The organism is Arcobacter sp. CECT 8989, from assembly GCF_004116715.1.
In the GTDB taxonomy this organism is placed as follows: Bacteria; Campylobacterota; Campylobacteria; order Campylobacterales; family Arcobacteraceae; genus Halarcobacter.
Genome location: NZ_PDKE01000008.1, coordinates 96,893 through 113,663, shown reverse-complemented (window position 1 = coordinate 113,663; position 16,771 = coordinate 96,893). Strand labels below are relative to the sequence as shown.

At 29.7% G+C, this 16,771-nt stretch carries 16 protein-coding genes; 12 read left to right on the top strand and 4 right to left on the bottom strand.

Translation table 11 applies throughout. From position 1 onward, the window contains the following. The first annotated feature begins 9 nt into the window (after window positions 1–9). From CRV02_RS09100 to CRV02_RS09085, 4 genes are read left to right on the top strand one after another with little or no spacing between them, the layout of a single operon-like run. A complete protein-coding gene (locus tag CRV02_RS09100; protein ID WP_129090072.1) occupies window positions 10–495 on the top strand; it encodes a hypothetical protein in 486 nt (161 codons plus the stop codon). Beyond that, window positions 496–693, top strand: a complete 198-nt coding sequence (locus CRV02_RS09095; RefSeq protein ID WP_129090071.1) for a YwbE family protein — start codon at window positions 496–498, stop codon at window positions 691–693. It begins immediately after the preceding gene. Then, entirely contained in the window at window positions 693–1,142 is a 450-nt protein-coding gene (locus CRV02_RS09090) for a YaiI/YqxD family protein (RefSeq protein ID WP_258239275.1), read from the top strand. Before CRV02_RS09095 ends, CRV02_RS09090 begins: the two co-directional genes overlap by 1 nt. 41 nt (window positions 1,143–1,183) lie before the next feature. Beyond that, complete coding sequence (locus CRV02_RS09085; protein ID WP_129090069.1) at window positions 1,184–2,995, top strand: UvrD-helicase domain-containing protein; 1,812 nt, start codon at window positions 1,184–1,186, stop codon at window positions 2,993–2,995. 9 nt (window positions 2,996–3,004) lie between these two features. Here the strand turns inward: CRV02_RS09085 and CRV02_RS09080 are convergent, their stop codons facing one another. Both CRV02_RS09080 and CRV02_RS09075 read right to left on the bottom strand, forming a co-directional pair. Next, entirely contained in the window at window positions 3,005–4,006 is a 1,002-nt protein-coding gene (locus CRV02_RS09080) for an endonuclease/exonuclease/phosphatase family protein (RefSeq protein ID WP_129090068.1), read from the bottom strand. Beyond that, window positions 4,007–5,362 carry a chloride channel protein gene (locus tag CRV02_RS09075; protein WP_129084790.1) on the bottom strand — a complete coding sequence of 452 codons (1,356 nt, stop codon included), beginning with the start codon at window positions 5,360–5,362 and terminating at the stop codon, window positions 4,007–4,009. It lies immediately after the preceding gene. A gap of 172 nt (window positions 5,363–5,534) precedes the next feature. Here CRV02_RS09075 and CRV02_RS09070 point away from each other — a divergent pair, with 172 nt between their 5' ends. Genes CRV02_RS09070 through CRV02_RS09060 form a run of 3 tightly spaced genes read left to right on the top strand, consistent with a single transcriptional unit; the run spans window position 5,535 to window position 8,235 of the window. Continuing rightward, a complete protein-coding gene (locus tag CRV02_RS09070) occupies window positions 5,535–6,347 on the top strand; it encodes a DUF234 domain-containing protein (protein WP_129090067.1) in 813 nt (270 codons plus the stop codon). A gap of 4 nt (window positions 6,348–6,351) precedes the next feature. After that, window positions 6,352–7,431 (top strand): FkbM family methyltransferase, encoded by a 1,080-nt coding sequence (locus CRV02_RS09065; RefSeq protein ID WP_129090066.1) that lies wholly within the window; start codon window positions 6,352–6,354, stop codon window positions 7,429–7,431. 9 nt (window positions 7,432–7,440) lie between these two features. Beyond that, the gene (locus CRV02_RS09060; RefSeq protein ID WP_129090065.1) at window positions 7,441–8,235 is read left to right on the top strand and encodes an alpha/beta fold hydrolase; all 795 of its coding nucleotides are present in this window, start codon (window positions 7,441–7,443) and stop codon (window positions 8,233–8,235) included. A gap of 1 nt (window position 8,236) precedes the next feature. On the opposite strand, the gene CRV02_RS09055 is transcribed toward CRV02_RS09060, so the two are convergent. Beyond that, window positions 8,237–8,998 carry an alpha/beta fold hydrolase gene (locus CRV02_RS09055; protein WP_129090064.1) on the bottom strand — a complete coding sequence of 254 codons (762 nt, stop codon included), beginning with the start codon at window positions 8,996–8,998 and terminating at the stop codon, window positions 8,237–8,239. Window positions 8,999–9,255: 257 nt separating this feature from the next. Between CRV02_RS09055 and rpsL the strand changes: the two genes are divergently transcribed. From rpsL to CRV02_RS09030, 5 genes are all read left to right on the top strand, one after another. After that, entirely contained in the window at window positions 9,256–9,630 is a 375-nt protein-coding gene (gene rpsL / locus CRV02_RS09050; RefSeq protein WP_129062302.1) for a 30S ribosomal protein S12, read from the top strand. A 16-nt stretch (window positions 9,631–9,646) separates the two neighbouring features. Then, complete coding sequence (rpsG, locus tag CRV02_RS09045) at window positions 9,647–10,114, top strand: 30S ribosomal protein S7 (protein ID WP_129084785.1); 468 nt, start codon at window positions 9,647–9,649, stop codon at window positions 10,112–10,114. Between the two features lie 9 nt (window positions 10,115–10,123). Next, window positions 10,124–12,232: an elongation factor G gene (gene fusA / locus CRV02_RS09040; RefSeq protein WP_129090063.1), complete on the top strand. Its 2,109-nt coding sequence runs from the start codon at window positions 10,124–10,126 to the stop codon at window positions 12,230–12,232. Between the two features lie 143 nt (window positions 12,233–12,375). Beyond that, window positions 12,376–13,245 (top strand): NAD(+)/NADH kinase, encoded by an 870-nt coding sequence (locus CRV02_RS09035; protein ID WP_129090062.1) that lies wholly within the window; start codon window positions 12,376–12,378, stop codon window positions 13,243–13,245. A gap of 3 nt (window positions 13,246–13,248) precedes the next feature. Then, complete coding sequence (locus CRV02_RS09030) at window positions 13,249–14,787, top strand: AAA family ATPase (RefSeq protein WP_129090061.1); 1,539 nt, start codon at window positions 13,249–13,251, stop codon at window positions 14,785–14,787. On the opposite strand, the gene CRV02_RS09025 is transcribed toward CRV02_RS09030, so the two are convergent. Continuing rightward, entirely contained in the window at window positions 14,784–16,697 is a 1,914-nt protein-coding gene (locus CRV02_RS09025) for an ankyrin repeat domain-containing protein (protein ID WP_164968985.1), read from the bottom strand. The two genes, CRV02_RS09030 and CRV02_RS09025, sit on opposite strands and share 4 nt — an antisense overlap. Window positions 16,698–16,771 lie beyond the last annotated feature (74 nt).

Below are 16,771 nucleotides of genomic sequence, written 5' to 3'. Positions count from 1 at the left end.
AGGACAATCATGGATTTTAATAAATTAGATACTAAAACAAAAGAAGAGTTAAGCTCTCAGTTTAAAGAGTATTGTGAAACTTTAGGTGGGAAGAACTTTTTTTTAACTGCATTAGAAGAGATAAGAGATATTAAACCAAACCCTTTATTAAATAAAAGTGGTGCTTTTCATACAAGTAAAGTAAGAATTTCATTAAGCAAATCTTTATTCAAAGATACTTTTACAACGCTTTTTGACTCAATAAGAAGAGAAGAAAAAGTTGGTGATATGTTAGATGGAATCAACCCAAAAGAGTATAAAGTTGTAATGAATATGATTAAAACTTTAAAGCCAACTACTGTGACTTTTGAATCAAAAGATTCAGGTGAGTCTTTCTCTTTTCCTATCTTAGATACAAGTGTTGAAAAGAAAACTAAAGTAACTTTTGCTTTTAAAGCATTTTTCTTTTACCATTTAGATGAGGCTAAAAAAGCTTTAGCTTACGAAGCTAAATAGATGATAAGAGACCCAAAAGAAAGAGACGATATTGACATAGGATTAAAAGTTAATATCGTTTTGAAAAAAGATCAAAGAACAAATAAACTTACACAAGGTGTAGTAAAAAAGCTTTTAACAAACTCTTCATATCACCCACATGGAATAAAAGTTCAGTTAGAAGATGGACAAGTAGGAAGAGTAAAAGAGATTTTATAATGACTTTATATGTAGATGGTGATGCTTTTCCTAACCTTTTAAAACCTATTCTTTTAAGAGCAATAGAAAAGTTAGGTTTAAAAACTCTTGTAATAGCAAACAAAAAAATCAATATTGGTAAATCTTCAAATATCACTTATATGGTAGTAGACCAAGGCGCTGATGAAGCTGATAACAAAATAGTTGAGCTTTTACAAGAAGGTGATTTAGTTATTACTGCTGATATTCCCTTAGCTTCTAGAACTATTGAAAAACAAGCCCATGCAATAGACCACAGAGGTTTAGAGTACACAGAAGATAATATAAAAGAGTGTCTAGCAGTTAGAAACCTAATGCAAGAGATACGTGATAGTGGTGAAATAACAAAAGGACCAAGTGCCTTTACTCAAAAAGATGCACAGAAGTTTGCAAACTCTTTAAATGCATTTTTACAAAATTGCAAAATGTAATACTTTATTTACTCTTGTAAATATTTAGATACTATTCCTTTATGAATTTAACCAAAGAACAAAAAGATATTATAAAAGCTGTTAGTAGAAATAAAAACATAAAGATAAATGCCTTCGCAGGTACGGGTAAAACAACTACTTTAAAAGAGGTTGCAAATGAGTATAGTGATAAAAAGATTTTATACCTAGCATTTAATAGTGCAATTAAAAATGAAGCAAGCTCAATTTTCCCAAATAATACAAATGTAAAAACAACTCACGGACTTGCGTACTCTGCAATCAAAAAATATACACAAATAGATTTAAACTCACTTGTAAATTATCGTGCAATTGATATCGCAAATGAGTTTGAAATACCATACACACAAGCAGTTAGTGCACTAAGAATATTTGAAAATTTTTGTAATAATACTCAAAATGAAATCTCAAAAGATGACACTGAGCATAAAACTGCAAAAAAGATGTTTGACCAAATGCTAATTGGTGTTTTAAAACCTACTCATAGTTTTTATTTAAAGTATTACTATCTTCTTATATCAAAAGAGCAAATCCCTCAATTTGAGTATGATATTGTGATGCTTGATGAGGCACAAGATACAAATGAAGTGACTTTAGGTATTTTTGAAGCACTTAGTTCTAAGGTTAAAGTATATGTTGGAGATAGACATCAGCAGATTTATTCTTTTAGGGGAAGTAAAAATGCCCTTGATAAAATCTCTTGTGATAAAGAACTTTTCTTATCTCAAAGTTTTAGATTCAACGAAGAGATTGCTTCTTATGCAAATACTCTTTTACAAACTTTTAAAAATGAAAAAGTAAGTATTCAATCTCACTTAAATCCAAACTCAAAAACAAAAGAGATAAAAAGTCATGGCTATGTATCAAGAACAAATGCTCAACTTATCTCTGTTATTTCAAAAAGAATAGAACAAAGAAATCCTTTTGTAACTGTAAGAAATCCAGAAGAGATATTTAATCTTAGTATTGAAGTCTATTATTTACTAAATAATGAAAGTGACCAAATTAGAAGAAACCAGTTTTTAAAAGGTTTTAAAGATGAAGAAGAGTTAGCTTCTTATGCAAAAGAGGTTGATGATTTTGAGTTAAGAACAGCAATCAAAGTAGTAAAAGAGTATAGTGAGCGAATTTTTGAATTTAAAGAGATAGCTATTAAGTTCTATAAAGCATGGCAAAATAGAAAGATGAATAACTTTGAAAAAAGAGTAGAAGAAATTTTATTTTTAACTACAGCTCATACTGCAAAGGGTTTAGAGTGGGATAGTGTAATTGTTGCAGATGATTTTCCAAACTTTGCAGAGCTTATTTTTGATTTAGGTTGTGATAGTCTAAAACAGTTTAAAGAAGAGTTAGAAAAACTATCAAATCAAGAGTTAATAGATGAGTTCAATCTTTTTTATGTAGCACTTACAAGAGCAAAGAAGAGCCTTGTAAAAGATAGTGAAAACTTTCACTATCTTATGAGTTCAAAACTTGAAAAACTAATTGACACAAAAATTGATGAAGCAAAAGATAGTTTTGAAAAAGGTGATGAGAAAAAAGCAGTTTCAAAAATGGATTATGATGAGGTTCAAAAACTTAAAGAACAAAAGAATCTTGAGAGTGGTAAAGCTAAAAAAAGTGGTCTAAAATGGAGTTTAGAAGATAGAATAAAACTAAAAAGCCTATTTAAGAAAGATACAAATATAACTATTATAGCTTCAAAGTTAGAAAGAAGTACTGGAGCTATTTTAGGTGAACTTTTAAAAGGTGAGATTATAAATAGACAAGAGCAAATTCACTTATCAACTTTACTAAAAAACAATCAAAAAGCTAGTAAAAGTAGCCTATCTTGATATACTAGCTTAAGAGTTTAAAGTGATCTCACAAACTACAGGAGCATGGTCACTTTGAATTAAACTACCATCTTGCTTCTCTTGTAAGTGTTTATCAAAAACTTCATAAGAGTTTATTTTCCCAAGATGTTTTTTAAATCTTTTATCAAACTCTTTTGAAACAAAAATATAGTCAATAACATTTCCATATGATTGATAGTAACTTGTAGGAGTTCTTTTAATCTCTTTTTGTTCTGGATGTGGATTATAAACTTTTTTGTCATATAAATAGTAAGCATCATGAAGTAGATTGAAGTTTCTATCTAAGTCTTCATGGTAAGCTCTATTTGTAAGGGCATCAATACTTAATGAAAACTCTTTATCATTTAAATCACAAAGACAAACAATAGGCGTTTTTGTTCTTTTAAAATCATAATATAAAGATGAAGTTTCACAAAGTCTTTGTTTTAAAGCAGGGGAGTAATCTTTTTCTAAAGCCTCTTTTACTTTCTCTTTTTTATTCTTTAGTGTATCTTTTTTTGTAAAAATATATTCAAACTCATTTAGTCTATTTGATTTAAAATGGTTAACATAAACTGTTATTTCTAAATTGTTTGGAAACTCTATTAAAGCTTTTATTGGAACTCTTGAAAATCTAAATGTTCCTTTGAAGTTGTACTTTTTTAGACTGTATCCATTTGCTTTTACTTCTGAGATTTTTTTTATTGGATATTTTGAAGCAAGAGCTAAAGTTGTACTTGTATAAATATTTGGATGTGTTTTACTAATTCTTGGTTCATCAACAGTTACAAAGTACTCAAAACCTAACTCTTTTGTAAGTTCTTCTAATTCTTTACTTGAAAATACTTCTTGGAAACCTATAACATCACAATTCATTTTAGTGATTTGTTCTTTTATCCAAGCTGTTTTTTTATTCCACTTATCTTGATTAAACTTCTCTTTTTTTGTGTAGTATGAGAATGGAGGAGCACAAAACTGAAAAAGGTTAAATGTTGCAAATCTTAGGTTCATCTATTTTTTTGTTCTCCAGTTAAATTTCTTTTTAAAGTCTTCAACCTTTGTTCTACTTTTAGTACTTAGATCTATTTTGCTTTGTTCTATATTATCTCCAAAATCAATATTTAGCATATCTGATTTTGAGAACTTTAAAATCTGAGAAGGGAATACACTTCTATGTCCTGTAAGTAAGAAGGTAATTACTGCACTAATAGCTGCATAATGAGCAATATCAACTCCAAAAAGTTCAACTGCCATAATAGTTGCTGCAATAGGAGCATTAGTAGCTCCTGCTAAAACACTTGTAAATCCAAGTGCTGCAAACAGTGCTAAATTGTCTCCAACTAGTGTTCCAAAGAAGTGTCCACTTGTAGCTCCCACATAAAATATTGGAGTGATAACTCCACCACTTCCTCCTGCTCCTAAAGTCACAGAGGTGTATAAAGTCTTAGCAATAAAAGAATACCAAGGAATATCTTCTATAAGTTCAGGATTTGAGAAAAATAGTTTTGAAATAGTATCAAGACCCAAACCAAAGAACTGGTCTCCAATAAAAAATGATAAAGCTACAAGAAAAACACCAGCAATAAAGGCTTTTAAATAAGGGTTTAATTTTATTGCTCCAATAGTTACTTCAGCTTGTTTGATAAATATAATAAACATATATGAAACCAAACCAAAAAATACACCAGCAACTGCAACTTGTAAAATAAGTGTTATATCAAAAGGAATAAAGTCCATGAAATAGTAAGTATAATGAACTCCTAATAGTTTAGCAGTTGTATAAGCTGCAAAACCTGCAATAAATGATGGTAATAAAACATCATACATAATAATACCAACAATAAGTACTTCAATACCAAAAATTGCACCAGAAATAGGCGTTCCAAATACTGAAGCAAAACCTGCACTAATCCCACAGATTACAAGTTTCTTTCTATCTTTTGCAGAAAACTTGGCAAGCTTTGAGATAAAAGAAGCAGCACCTGCACCAATTTGAGCTCCTGGTCCCTCTTTACCTACAGAACCACCAGTGAAGATTGTAATAACAGTTGCAACAAGTTTTATAGGAATAACTGCAAAATCTATTTTCCCTTCTTTTTTATGTACAGCTTCAATAATCTTTTCTGTTCCATGACCTGAAGCACTTGGCGCATAAGTTCTAATAAGAAATACAGTAATAACTAAACCAAAGGGTAATAAGAAGTATGAAGGGAAGGGCAGGAACTCTTTTAGGTTATCTGATTCGTGGATAACATTTAAAAAAAATGTAACTATAGCTCCAATTATAGCTCCAATCGCAGAAGATAGAAGCACCCATTTTAATACACTAAAAAATATAACTGATTGTTCAAGTAGATGTTTTTTCATAGAGAATACTTTGTAATATAAATATCTTTTATAATTTTAGCAAAATAATATGTCATTTATCTGATATAATACGGTAATTAAAAAATTTAAAAAAGGCTTTATTATTATATTAACTAATAAAACTCTAATTGAACAGTTTCAAGACTTTTGTGAAACAAATAAACCAAAGGACATGCAAACAGCAGTAAACTATTTTGCAGTATTTGGTGGACTAGATGTTAAACTTGATTTAACAAAACCTCTACGAACTTTGATTATCAGACATATTTTAGATGAATATTATGAGATACATGACTATATTGAGAAGAAAACTAAAAACTCATCACTTTTTCATAAGATTTTAACAGGGATTTCTTTAGGTGATAGAAGAATCAATAGTGCTTTTAAAAGAGCTGATTTAGATTATGAAGAAGCAATTGATTGTATTGATGATTTAGAAGATTTACAGTTTATTACTGAAGAGACTTCAATGGACTTTTTAACAAATCAATTTGAAGAGAATGAATCTGCTGATAAACTTCTTTTTACAACACCATTTTTAAGATTTTGGTTTGCTTTTGTTTCTCCTTTATATAAAGGAATAGCAAGAGAGAATTATGATGAGTGTTTCAAGAAGTTTGATAATTATCAAGCAGAGTTTATGGACTTTATTTTTGAACAGTTATGCCATGAGTATATAAAAGAGATTTTTTCAGATGATGAGATAGAAGAGATAGGAAGATATTGGGATGATGAAAAAAGAGAAATAGATCTTTTAGCCCAAACTATTAGTGGAAAAGTTATAGTTGGACTTTGTAAATATACAAACTCAAAAATGAAAAGTAATGAGATTAACAAACTAAAAGAGCTTTGTTTAGAGTTAGAGCTTATTCCTGATTATGTGGTTTTATTTTCAAAGAGTGGTTTTACAAACGAACTTAAAGCTCAAAAAAATGAGAGCCTTAGGTTATTTACAATAAAGAGTTTAAAAGCATTAATTAACTAGTTCTATGAAAAATCTTATTGATGAAAACTATATTAATACAAAAGATAAACAGCTAGTAGAAGAGTTTATCTTTTCAACTAGAAAAAAGTTTATCTTAGGAATTAATAAATTTACAAAATCTATTCAAAAGTATGTGGAAGTAGATGGTGTAATTGATGACTTTACAAGGGTGCAAAGCTCAAGAAAAAAGTCTATCTATAAAATAGAAGATGTTCCTAAAGAGGCACTTATTCTTTCTGTTTCTACTGGAAGTCCTTTAGAAGTAAAAGAAGGGCTTGATAAAAGAGGCTTTGAAAATATAAACTATCTTAGTTTTTATAAGTACTCAAACTTTGATTTAAAAGAACCTCCTTTTATCTGTGACTTTGAAGAAGACTATAAAAACAATAAATCAAAATATGAAAAAGTATACTCTTCTTTATGTGATGAAAAATCAAAAGAGGTTTTTACAAAAGTTGTAAACTTTAAAATAAGTTTTGATTTAGAGTTTATGGAAGGCTTTACAAATAACCATGAAGAACAGTACTTTGATAAAGAGTTGATTCCAGATATAAAAGAGATAGTATTCTTAGATGGTGGCTCTTATGTTGGAGATACTCTTCCTTCTATAATAAAAAACTTTCCTGACTATAAAAAAATATACTGCGTAGAACCAAATGAACTTCATATAAATATTGCCAAAAGAGATTTTGGAAGCCATGAAAGAATCGAGTTTATAAACTGCGGTTTAGGAAAAGAGAAATTAGTAAGTGAAGAGAACAGTAATATAAAACATCATGGAGAGCATGATTACCAAGCTTTAAATATAGATACTATAGATAATCTTATCCAGCAAAAAGTTGACTTTATTAAACTAGATATTGAAGGTGCAGAACAAGATGCACTAATAGGAGCTACAAATACTATCAAAGAATATCAACCTATCTTAGCTGTTTGTATCTATCATAAGGCTCAAGACTGGTATAAAGTTCCAGAGATAATATTAAATATCTGTTCTGAGTATGATATTTATTTAAGACACTATATGGAAGGAATATATGAGACGGTAATGTATTTTATTCCTAAAAGATATTCTTTAAAATAAAGGTTTGTTTTGTCTATTAGAAAGTTTGAATATGAAAAAGACCATTTTTTAGAATATAGTGATTATAACAGCTCTTTTTCTAAAACTCTTGTTATGCTTTATGGAACTTTTGGAACTATAAAACAAGATGCGTTAGCAAAGTTTTATGAAGAAAAAAAGACAAGACTAATAGTTATAAGCCGTGTTGGTTATGGAAACTCAACATATAAAGAGTTAGAAAACTACCTTGAATATGCAAATATTATAATCAAACTTCTTGATACTTTAGAAGTAGAAGAATTTTCACTTTTAGGAACTTCTGCTGGGGCATTACACTGTTATTGTTTGGATACTTTGATTTCAAATAGAATAAAAAACATTTTTGTATATAGTTCAATGGCTGCAGTTAATGAAGAAGAAGTTATCAAGTGTTATGGAAACTATGAGCAGATAAAAAGATTTTATGAGTTCTTTGCTAAACAAAGCAATAAACAAAATGGTGATTTTATGTTTAACTTTTACAATGAAATCTTTGATGAAGAGTTTAAAAAAAGCCATAGATATAAAGATACTCTTAGTAATGAGAATAAAGCTTTAGGTCAAGAAGTAAAACTTCAAAGCAAAGCTTGGGGCTTTTCTATAAGAGATGTAAAGACCAAAGTATATTTACACCATGCAAAAGATGATACAGAAGTTCCATATCAAGCAGTAGAGCAAACAGCAAAAATACTTAAGAACTCTTCTTTGAAATTAGTAGAAAAAGGAGGTCATAATAATAAGACTTCCTTTTATGAGTTTAATGGGTTTTTATCTTCAAAACTTTAATTTATATTTTTAAAACAAACTCTTCTACTTTTGTAGCAAAATATATAGGACACTCTATCATAGGATAGTGTCCTGCTTCCATACACTCAATTATCTCAAAATCATTATAATACCCATCAAACTGTTTTTTTACATTGTTTTTATGAAAAGCAGGTAAGTCGTGATGCCCTACAATTATTTTTATAGGCACTTTTATATCTTTTACTTCTTCTATAAAATCAGTTGTAAGATACATAGTCATATATCCAGTTCTAGCTTCTAAAGTTGAAGCTTCATACCCCATCTTAATTCTATAGTCTTTCCAAGCTTGGTTATATCTTTTACTTGCACTTTCAACTACATGTTCGATTAGATTTTCATTTTTTTTCATACTTTCAAGTAGTTTTGCTTGTGCATCTGGTTTCATTTTTATACCAGCTGCTGAAATAGGAGTGATTAAAATTAGTTGTTTAACTCTAGTGTCTAGTAAAGCAAGTTTTTGAGCTATCATTGTTGACATAGAGTGAGCAATAATATGTACAGAACTAAGGTTTAAATGAGTGATGAGGTTCTTTACATCATTAGAAGCTTCATTGCATGAATACTCGCCTTTATAATCTTTTGATAAGCCATAACCTCTAAGGTCAGTAAAATAGTATGTGAATTTTGTAGTATCTAGATATGGAAATATTGATTCATAGTTTGCACAAGAACCCATAAGCTCATGTAAAACTATAATAGGAATATCACCAGTACCTATTTTTTTGTAATTTAATATAGTCATAAAATCTCTTTATTTTTGAAATATTAACATTTTTATATGTAATTTATATGAAATACTTCTAGCATATAATTCAAAAGGCATAAAGTTTAAGCTAAGTCTAATTTAAGGTTAACTTAAGTATAATCCATGACTTTTTTAGAAAACTCAACGTTTCCTAGAATGGTAGTATCGTTTTGATTATGTAGCTTAACATATGTCAAAGTAGACGAGAAGCATGAGCCGCTTTAAAGCTCAAACCAAATTTTATAAGGAAAGAAATGCCTACTATCAATCAACTTGTTAGAAAAGAGCGAAAAAAGGTGATTAAAAAATCTAAATCACCAGCTTTAGACAAATGTCCACAAAGAAGAGGAGTATGTACAAGAGTATATACAACTACACCAAAGAAACCTAACTCGGCTTTAAGAAAAGTTGCAAAAGTTAGATTAACAACTGGATTTGAGGTTATCTCATATATCGGTGGTGAGGGTCACAACTTACAAGAACACTCTATCGTATTAGTTAGAGGGGGAAGAGTTAAGGATTTACCTGGTGTTAAGTATCACATCGTTAGAGGTGCTTTAGATACTGCTGGTGTTGCAAACAGAACTGTTGCAAGATCTAAATATGGTACTAAAAAGCCAAAGAAATAAGTAGAAGGATAAGATAATGAGAAGAAGAAAAGCTCCTGTTAGAGAAGTAATGGCTGATCCTATCTACAATAGTAAAGTGATCACAAAATTTATTAATACTGTAATGTTAGATGGTAAAAAATCTACTGCGCAAAAAATTATGTATGGTGCAATTGCAAACTTAGATGCTAGAGGTGAAGAAGCTGGTATTGAATTATTTGAAAAAGCAATTGAAAATGTTAAACCACTTTTAGAAGTTAAATCTAGAAGAGTTGGTGGAGCTACTTACCAAGTTCCTGTTGAAGTTAGAGCTGTAAGAAGACAAACTTTAGCATTAAGATGGTTAGTTGATGCTGCAAGAAAAAGAAACGAAAGAACTATGGTTGAGAGATTAGCAAACGAGTTATTCGAAGCTGCTAATGAAAGAGGTGCATCATTCAAGAAGAAAGAAGATATGCATAGAATGGCAGAAGCTAACAAAGCATTTGCTCACTACAGATGGTAGGAATTATTCATGGCTAGAAAAACACCACTTAACAGAGTTAGAAACATTGGTATTGCTGCTCACATTGATGCAGGAAAAACAACAACAACAGAAAGAATCTTATTCTATACTGGTGTATCTCACAAAATTGGTGAGGTTCACGAGGGTGCTGCAACTATGGACTGGATGGAGCAAGAGCAAGAAAGAGGTATTACAATTACTTCTGCTGCTACAACTTGTAACTGGCCTCACCCAAAAACAAACGAACAACTACAAATTAACATCATTGACACTCCGGGTCACGTTGACTTCACAATCGAAGTTGAGAGATCTATGAGAGTTCTTGATGGTGCTGTAGCTGTATTCTGTTCAGTTGGTGGGGTTCAACCACAATCTGAAACAGTTTGGAGACAAGCTAACAAGTACGGTGTTCCAAGAATGATTTTTGTTAACAAAATGGATAGAACTGGTGCAGATTTCTTCAATGTTGAGAAACAAGTTGGAGAGAGATTAAAAGCTAATCCTGTTCCAATTCAAATTCCTATTGGAGCTGAAGAAAACTTCAGAGGTGTAGTTGATTTAGTTAAAATGAAAGCTATTGTTTGGGATGATGATGCTGCAATGGGTTCTGCATATTCAGAAGAAGAAATTCCAGCTGAATTATTAGATCAAGCAGAAGAATACAGAGAAAAAATGATTGAAGCTGCTGCTGAGTCTTCAGAAGAGTTAATGGAAAAATACTTTGAAGAAGGTGAATTATCAGAAGAAGAAATCGTTGCTGGTCTTAAAGCTCAAACTTTAGCTATGGCTATTACTCCAATGACTTGTGGTACTGCATTTAAAAACAAAGGTGTTCAAACTTTACTTGACGCTGTTGCAATGTATTTACCAGCACCAACTGAGGTTGCTGATATTAAAGGTGAAACTCAAGATGGTGAAGCTGTTATCGTTCCTTCAACTGATGATGGTGAAGTTGCGGCATTAGCATTCAAAATTATGACTGACCCATTTGTTGGACAATTAACATTTACAAGAGTATATAGAGGACAATTAGAGTCTGGTACTTATGTAATGAACTCAACTAAAATGAAAAAAGAGAGAATCGGAAGATTACTTAAAATGCACGCAAATAACAGAGAAGAAGTTTCAGAACTTTATGCTGGTGAAATTGGTGCAGTAGTTGGTCTTAAAACTACAATTACAGGTGATACTTTAGCTTCTGACAAAGATCCAGTTATCTTAGAAAGAATGGAATTCCCAGAGCCAGTTATCTCTGTTGCAGTTGAGCCAAAAACTAAAGCTGACCAAGAAAAAATGGGTATTGCTTTAGGAAAATTAGCAGAAGAGGATCCATCATTCAGAGTAAATACTGATGAAGAGTCTGGACAAACTATTATTTCAGGAATGGGTGAGTTACACCTTGAGATTCTTGTAGATAGAATGAAAAGAGAATTCAAAGTTGAAGCTGAAGTAGGTGCTCCACAAGTTGCTTATAGAGAAACTATTAAAAATGCTGTTAAGCAAGAGTACAAATATGCTAAACAATCTGGTGGTAAAGGTCAATATGGTCACGTTTATCTTGACATTAAGCCACTTCCATCAGATTCTGAAGATAACTTCTTATTCCACAACGAAATTAAAGGTGGGGTTGTACCAAAAGAGTACGTTCCAGCTGTACAAAAAGGTTGTGAAGAAGCAATGGCTGGTGGTATCCTTGCAGGTTATCCAATGGTTAACATTGAAGTTACACTTTATGATGGTTCTTACCACGACGTTGACTCATCTGAAATGGCGTTTAAATTAGCTGCTTCTATGGGATTCAAACAAGGTTGTAGAAGTGCAGCTGCACAAGCTGTTATCTTAGAGCCAATGATGAAAGTTGAAATCGAAACTCCTGAAGAATATATGGGAGATGTTATCGGTGACGTTAACAAAAGAAGAGGACAAGTTCAATCTATGGATGAAAGAGCTGGTGTTAAACTAGTTACTGCAATGATTCCATTATCTGAAATGTTCGGATACTCTACTGACTTAAGATCTATGTCTCAAGGTAGAGCAACTTATGGTATGTTATTTGATAACTATGCTGAAGTTCCAAAGAATGTTTCTGAAGAAATCATCTCTAAGAGAAATGGATAGTATTAACTTTAAATAGTTAACTATTTGTTTTTTACAATAATAAAAAAGCTCAAGCTTCGGCTTGAGCTTTTTTTATACCCACTGCTTTTTAACTTTTAATTAGATAAAATCTTACAAATTATATAATCAAATAGGATAAATATTTGAAACTTACAAGAAGTGCAAAAAAGCTTGAAAGAAAAAGTAAAGCAGGGATTATCTTAAAACCAGAATCACCAGAAATCAAAAAAGAGTATTTAGAAATAGTTGACTATTTTAAAGCTCATAATATAGAGACATTTTTAGAAGAAAAAAGTTCTAAAATGATTAATCTAAACAATGGACATTCCCTTGAAGATTTATGTAAAAATGTAGATTTTTTAGTATCTGTTGGTGGAGATGGTACCTTATTATCAGTTGTTAGAAACTCATTTAAATATGATATTCCAATCCTTGGAGTTCATATGGGAACTTTAGGTTTTTTAACTGATATTGTTTATGAGGAACTACCAAAATTTTTAATAGACTTCTTTAATGATAACTATAGAATTGACAATAGAATGCTTGTAGAGTGTCAAGTAAATGATAAAACTTTTGTTGCTTTTAATGATATTGTTATTTCGAGAAAAACTGTATCTTCAATGATTAAAATCAAAGCAAAGATTGATGGTGCTTCTTTTAATAACTATTATGGAGATGGAGTGATAATTTCAACTCCTACAGGTTCAACTGCATATAATCTATCAGTTGGAGGACCAGTTGTTTATCCTTTGACTGAGGCTTTTATTATCACACCTGTTGCACCTCATAGTCTTACTCAAAGGCCATTAGTAATGCCAGCAGATATAGAAATAGAGTTTAAAATAAAAGATGAGCAAGGTGCAGTTTTATTAATAGATGGACAAGACACTTATGAAGTTGAAAATAATACTGTAGTAAAAGTAACTATTGCACATCAAAAAGCAAAACTTATTCATAGAACAAAAAGAAATTTCTTTGAAGTTTTAAATGATAAATTACAGTGGGGTAATTAATTTATGATAGAAAGAATTTATTTAAAAGATTTCTTATCGTTTAAAGAAGTAGAGATGGAACTTGATAAAGGGCTTGTAGTTTTTACAGGACCTTCAGGAGCAGGTAAATCTGTATTGATGCAATCAATTTTATCTTTATTTGCTATAACTGATAGTAAGCCAAGTCTTGGGGAAGTATCTCTTGTTAATTCAAAAATAGAAGATGAATCTTATGATATAGAAAAAGATGATGATATCATCATAAAACAGATTAAAAAAGATAAAGTAAGATTCTTTTTAAATGCGCAAAGTATTTCAAAAAAGAACTTAAATGGCTTTTCAAAAAAACTTATTAAGCATTTACACCTAAAAGATACAAGTGATTTTGATAGTAAAAAATTGATTGCTTTTTTAGACTCATTATGTGCAAAAAATAATAAAGAGTTTAAAGCTTTAAAAGAGCAGTTTGATGAAGAGTTCAAAGAGTTAGAAAAAACAAGAAAAGAGCTTGCAAAGATAAAAGAAGATGAACTAAAATTAGAAGACTTAAAAGAGTTTGCAAAGTTTGAAATTGAAAAGATAGAAAGCATTAATCCAAAAGTTGATGAGTTTGAAGAGTTAGACTCAATAAAAAAGAAACTATCACGAAAAGAGAAAATAGAAGAGGCAATAAAACTAGCTAGTCCTATTTTTGATTATACTTCTCATGTGAATAGTGCTTTAGAATTACTTGATGAGGATTCAAGTTTTTTTGATGAGAGTTTAAATGAATTAAATAATATCTTTGAAAAGTTTAATGACTCACTTTATGAGTTAGAAGAGTTAGATATTGAAACAGTTTTAGATAGACTAGAAAAGCTTTCAGGTCTACAAAAAAGGTTTGGTTCTATAGAAGAAGCAATAGCTTACAAAGAAGAGAAACAAAAAGAGTTAGATGGCTATGAAAATATATCTTTTGAAAAATCTATTTTAGAAAAGAACTTAAAAAAACTAGAAGAGAGTATTTCAGTATTAGTTGAAAAAATTTCTTCATATAGAAAAGAAACAGTAGTAGTTTTAGTTAAAAAAATAAATCACTATTTAAAATATTTATATCTTTCAAATGCAACTATAACTTTAGAGAAAAAAGAGTTAGACCAAACTGGAATAGATGAAGTTATCTTTGAACTAAATGGAGTTAACCTTGATACTATCAGTAGTGGTGAGTTTAATAGATTAAGACTTGCTCTGCTTACTTCAATAAGTGAGTTTGAAATAGTAAACAATGGAATTTTGTTTTTAGATGAAATAGATGCTAACTTAAGTGGTAAAGAGAGTTCAGCTATTGCAACAGTTTTAGAAAAATTATCAGAGAACTATCAAATATTTGCAATCTCTCATCAACCACAGTTAACATCAACAGCAGATATTCACTTTTTAGTAGATAAAAAAGATGGAGTTTCTACTGTGAAAAAACTTGATGATAAGTCAAGGGTAGATGAAATAGCAAGAATGATTAGTGGTGCAGATATAACAGAAGATGCATACACTTTTGCAAAGAATCTTTTAGAAAAAAGAGTTTAAGAAGAAACCTCAAACTCTTTTTTCATATTTGAGATAAGTTTAGTAACTTTCTCTTTTTTGATAGGGTCTTTTGTTCCTTCTAAAACCTTTGGTAAGTTACCATGGAACTTTTTTAAGAAAGTTAAAATATATTTTGTCTTTTTATGAGGGTTATTAATATGAGCCCCTTTTTCTAACATCTCAGAAACTATTTTTGTATATCCTAAGAATGCAGCATAATTTATAGGTAAAACACCAAACTTATCAGGAGTATTTAAAAGCTCTTGACAATGTGCATAGATATATTTAAACATCTTTAAGTCGTTTTTCCATACAGCATTATGAAGCATATGTCGACCTTTGTTATCAACAGCCTTTAGGTTTGCTCCATTTTTCATTAATATTCTAACAACACTAATGTCTAAGTCCAAAATAGCTTTATGTAATACAACCCCACCAAAAGAGTCAGTTGCATTTACATTTGCCCCAAGAAGTAAAATAGTACCTAGGTTTTCATAATACTTTTTCTTCTTAACTTCATTCTCTTCTTTTAATCCTTCTTCCATATATTTATAAAGAACATGCACACCTTCCATATCTGTTTGGTTTATATCTGCTCCATGTTTAATTAGAAGCTTGATTAAATCAAAATTTCCATATCTTAGTGCTTCAAAGAAGTAAGGTTCTCTTTTTGAATTAAGCATAGTAAGGTTTGCATTTGTATTTTGTAATACTGCTTCAAATAGTGTAATATAGTCTGTATTTGAGCTAATCTCTGGAAACCTTGCTTTCTTATCACTTTTAACAGTTAAAATTGCCTCAATCAGCTTTTCAATAGCAGTAATATTATCTTTGTCTTTTATATTTGGGTCTGCCCCAAAATCAATAAGCGTTTGATTTATTTCTGTAAAACTTGCGTCTTGAATAATTGATTGACTAAGTGCAGTTTGTCTATCTCTATTTAATATATTTATATCAATCTCACATTCAAGCAGTATATTTAATACTTTAATAGATTTATATTTTACAGGCAAAGATATAGCTGTTTCATTTGCATAGTTGCATGTTTCTAAATCAATTCCACTATTTGCAACTATAGGAATCATAGCTATTAAGTTCTCTAGTTCTTTAGACTCTTCTTCAAAATCTTCTACTATATCATTCTCTATTTTGTACTCTTTTTCTAAAACAATAGAAAGTAAGTGAAGTAGAATATTATTACCTTTTTCATCTTCATGATTTATATCTACAATTTGAGTAAAAGGAGCAAATAGTTTTTTACTCTTAACTCCATTTTCTACAATATAAAATAGAGCATTTCTTTGTTGCTCATCTTCTACACTAAACTTACTAAACCTAGGAATTAGAAGTTTAAAAATCTTTTCATCTAAGAAAGTTTCATTAAAAAAAAGTATATCTTCTTTATTTTTTAAATCTTTATTATCAAGTAAGTCTTGAACTATTTCAATTGATTTATTTTTTATTGCAAGTTGTAAAAGAGTTAGCCCTTTATGATTCTTTTTATTTACATCTGTAATTTTATCTTTGATTTTTTTGTAAACTTCAATTAGATTATTTTCAATAATATATTCAACAGCAGATGTTTTATCATAGTCTAATCTATTTACATCAACATTGTATTTTATAAGTTCTTCTATACATTTTACATAATTATATTTACACGCAATTAATAAAGCTGTTTGACCTTCACCATCAACATCTCTAACATTTATTCCATTTTTTAATAGCCAAGCAATAGCTTTATGATTGTTTTCTAATGCAGCTATATGTAAAAAATTTTGTAAGTTTTGATTTGTATGATTTATATTAATATGTTCTAAAATTGAATTTGCTTTTGATTCATTAAAATCTTTACTCTTAATTTCTTCAATTAAATCATCAGCAGTTTTTTTAAATAGTTTTCCAATCATTTTTTCTCCATTAAAATTGGATTTTATCATAAATAAAGAAAAATGAAAATAATTTTTACAAATTCTCTATTTAA

Excerpts from the sequence above, each read along its gene's own strand:
- CRV02_RS09100 (WP_129090072.1), top strand. The coding sequence starts at position 10 with ATGGATTTTAATAAATTAGATACTAAAACAAAAGAAGAGTTAAGCTCT.
- CRV02_RS09095 (WP_129090071.1), top strand. The coding sequence starts at position 496 with ATGATAAGAGACCCAAAAGAAAGAGACGATATTGACATAGGATTAAAA.
- CRV02_RS09090 (WP_258239275.1), top strand. The coding sequence starts at position 693 with ATGACTTTATATGTAGATGGTGATGCTTTTCCTAACCTTTTAAAACCT.
- CRV02_RS09085 (WP_129090069.1), top strand. The coding sequence starts at position 1,184 with ATGAATTTAACCAAAGAACAAAAAGATATTATAAAAGCTGTTAGTAGA.
- CRV02_RS09080 (WP_129090068.1), bottom strand. The coding sequence starts at position 4,006 with ATGAACCTAAGATTTGCAACATTTAACCTTTTTCAGTTTTGTGCTCCT.
- CRV02_RS09075 (WP_129084790.1), bottom strand. The coding sequence starts at position 5,362 with ATGAAAAAACATCTACTTGAACAATCAGTTATATTTTTTAGTGTATTA.
- CRV02_RS09070 (WP_129090067.1), top strand. The coding sequence starts at position 5,535 with ATGCAAACAGCAGTAAACTATTTTGCAGTATTTGGTGGACTAGATGTT.
- CRV02_RS09065 (WP_129090066.1), top strand. The coding sequence starts at position 6,352 with ATGAAAAATCTTATTGATGAAAACTATATTAATACAAAAGATAAACAG.
- CRV02_RS09055 (WP_129090064.1), bottom strand. The coding sequence starts at position 8,998 with ATGACTATATTAAATTACAAAAAAATAGGTACTGGTGATATTCCTATT.
- rpsL (WP_129062302.1), top strand. The coding sequence starts at position 9,256 with ATGCCTACTATCAATCAACTTGTTAGAAAAGAGCGAAAAAAGGTGATT.
- rpsG (WP_129084785.1), top strand. The coding sequence starts at position 9,647 with ATGAGAAGAAGAAAAGCTCCTGTTAGAGAAGTAATGGCTGATCCTATC.
- fusA (WP_129090063.1), top strand. The coding sequence starts at position 10,124 with ATGGCTAGAAAAACACCACTTAACAGAGTTAGAAACATTGGTATTGCT.
- CRV02_RS09030 (WP_129090061.1), top strand. The coding sequence starts at position 13,249 with ATGATAGAAAGAATTTATTTAAAAGATTTCTTATCGTTTAAAGAAGTA.
- CRV02_RS09025 (WP_164968985.1), bottom strand. The coding sequence starts at position 16,697 with ATGATTGGAAAACTATTTAAAAAAACTGCTGATGATTTAATTGAAGAA.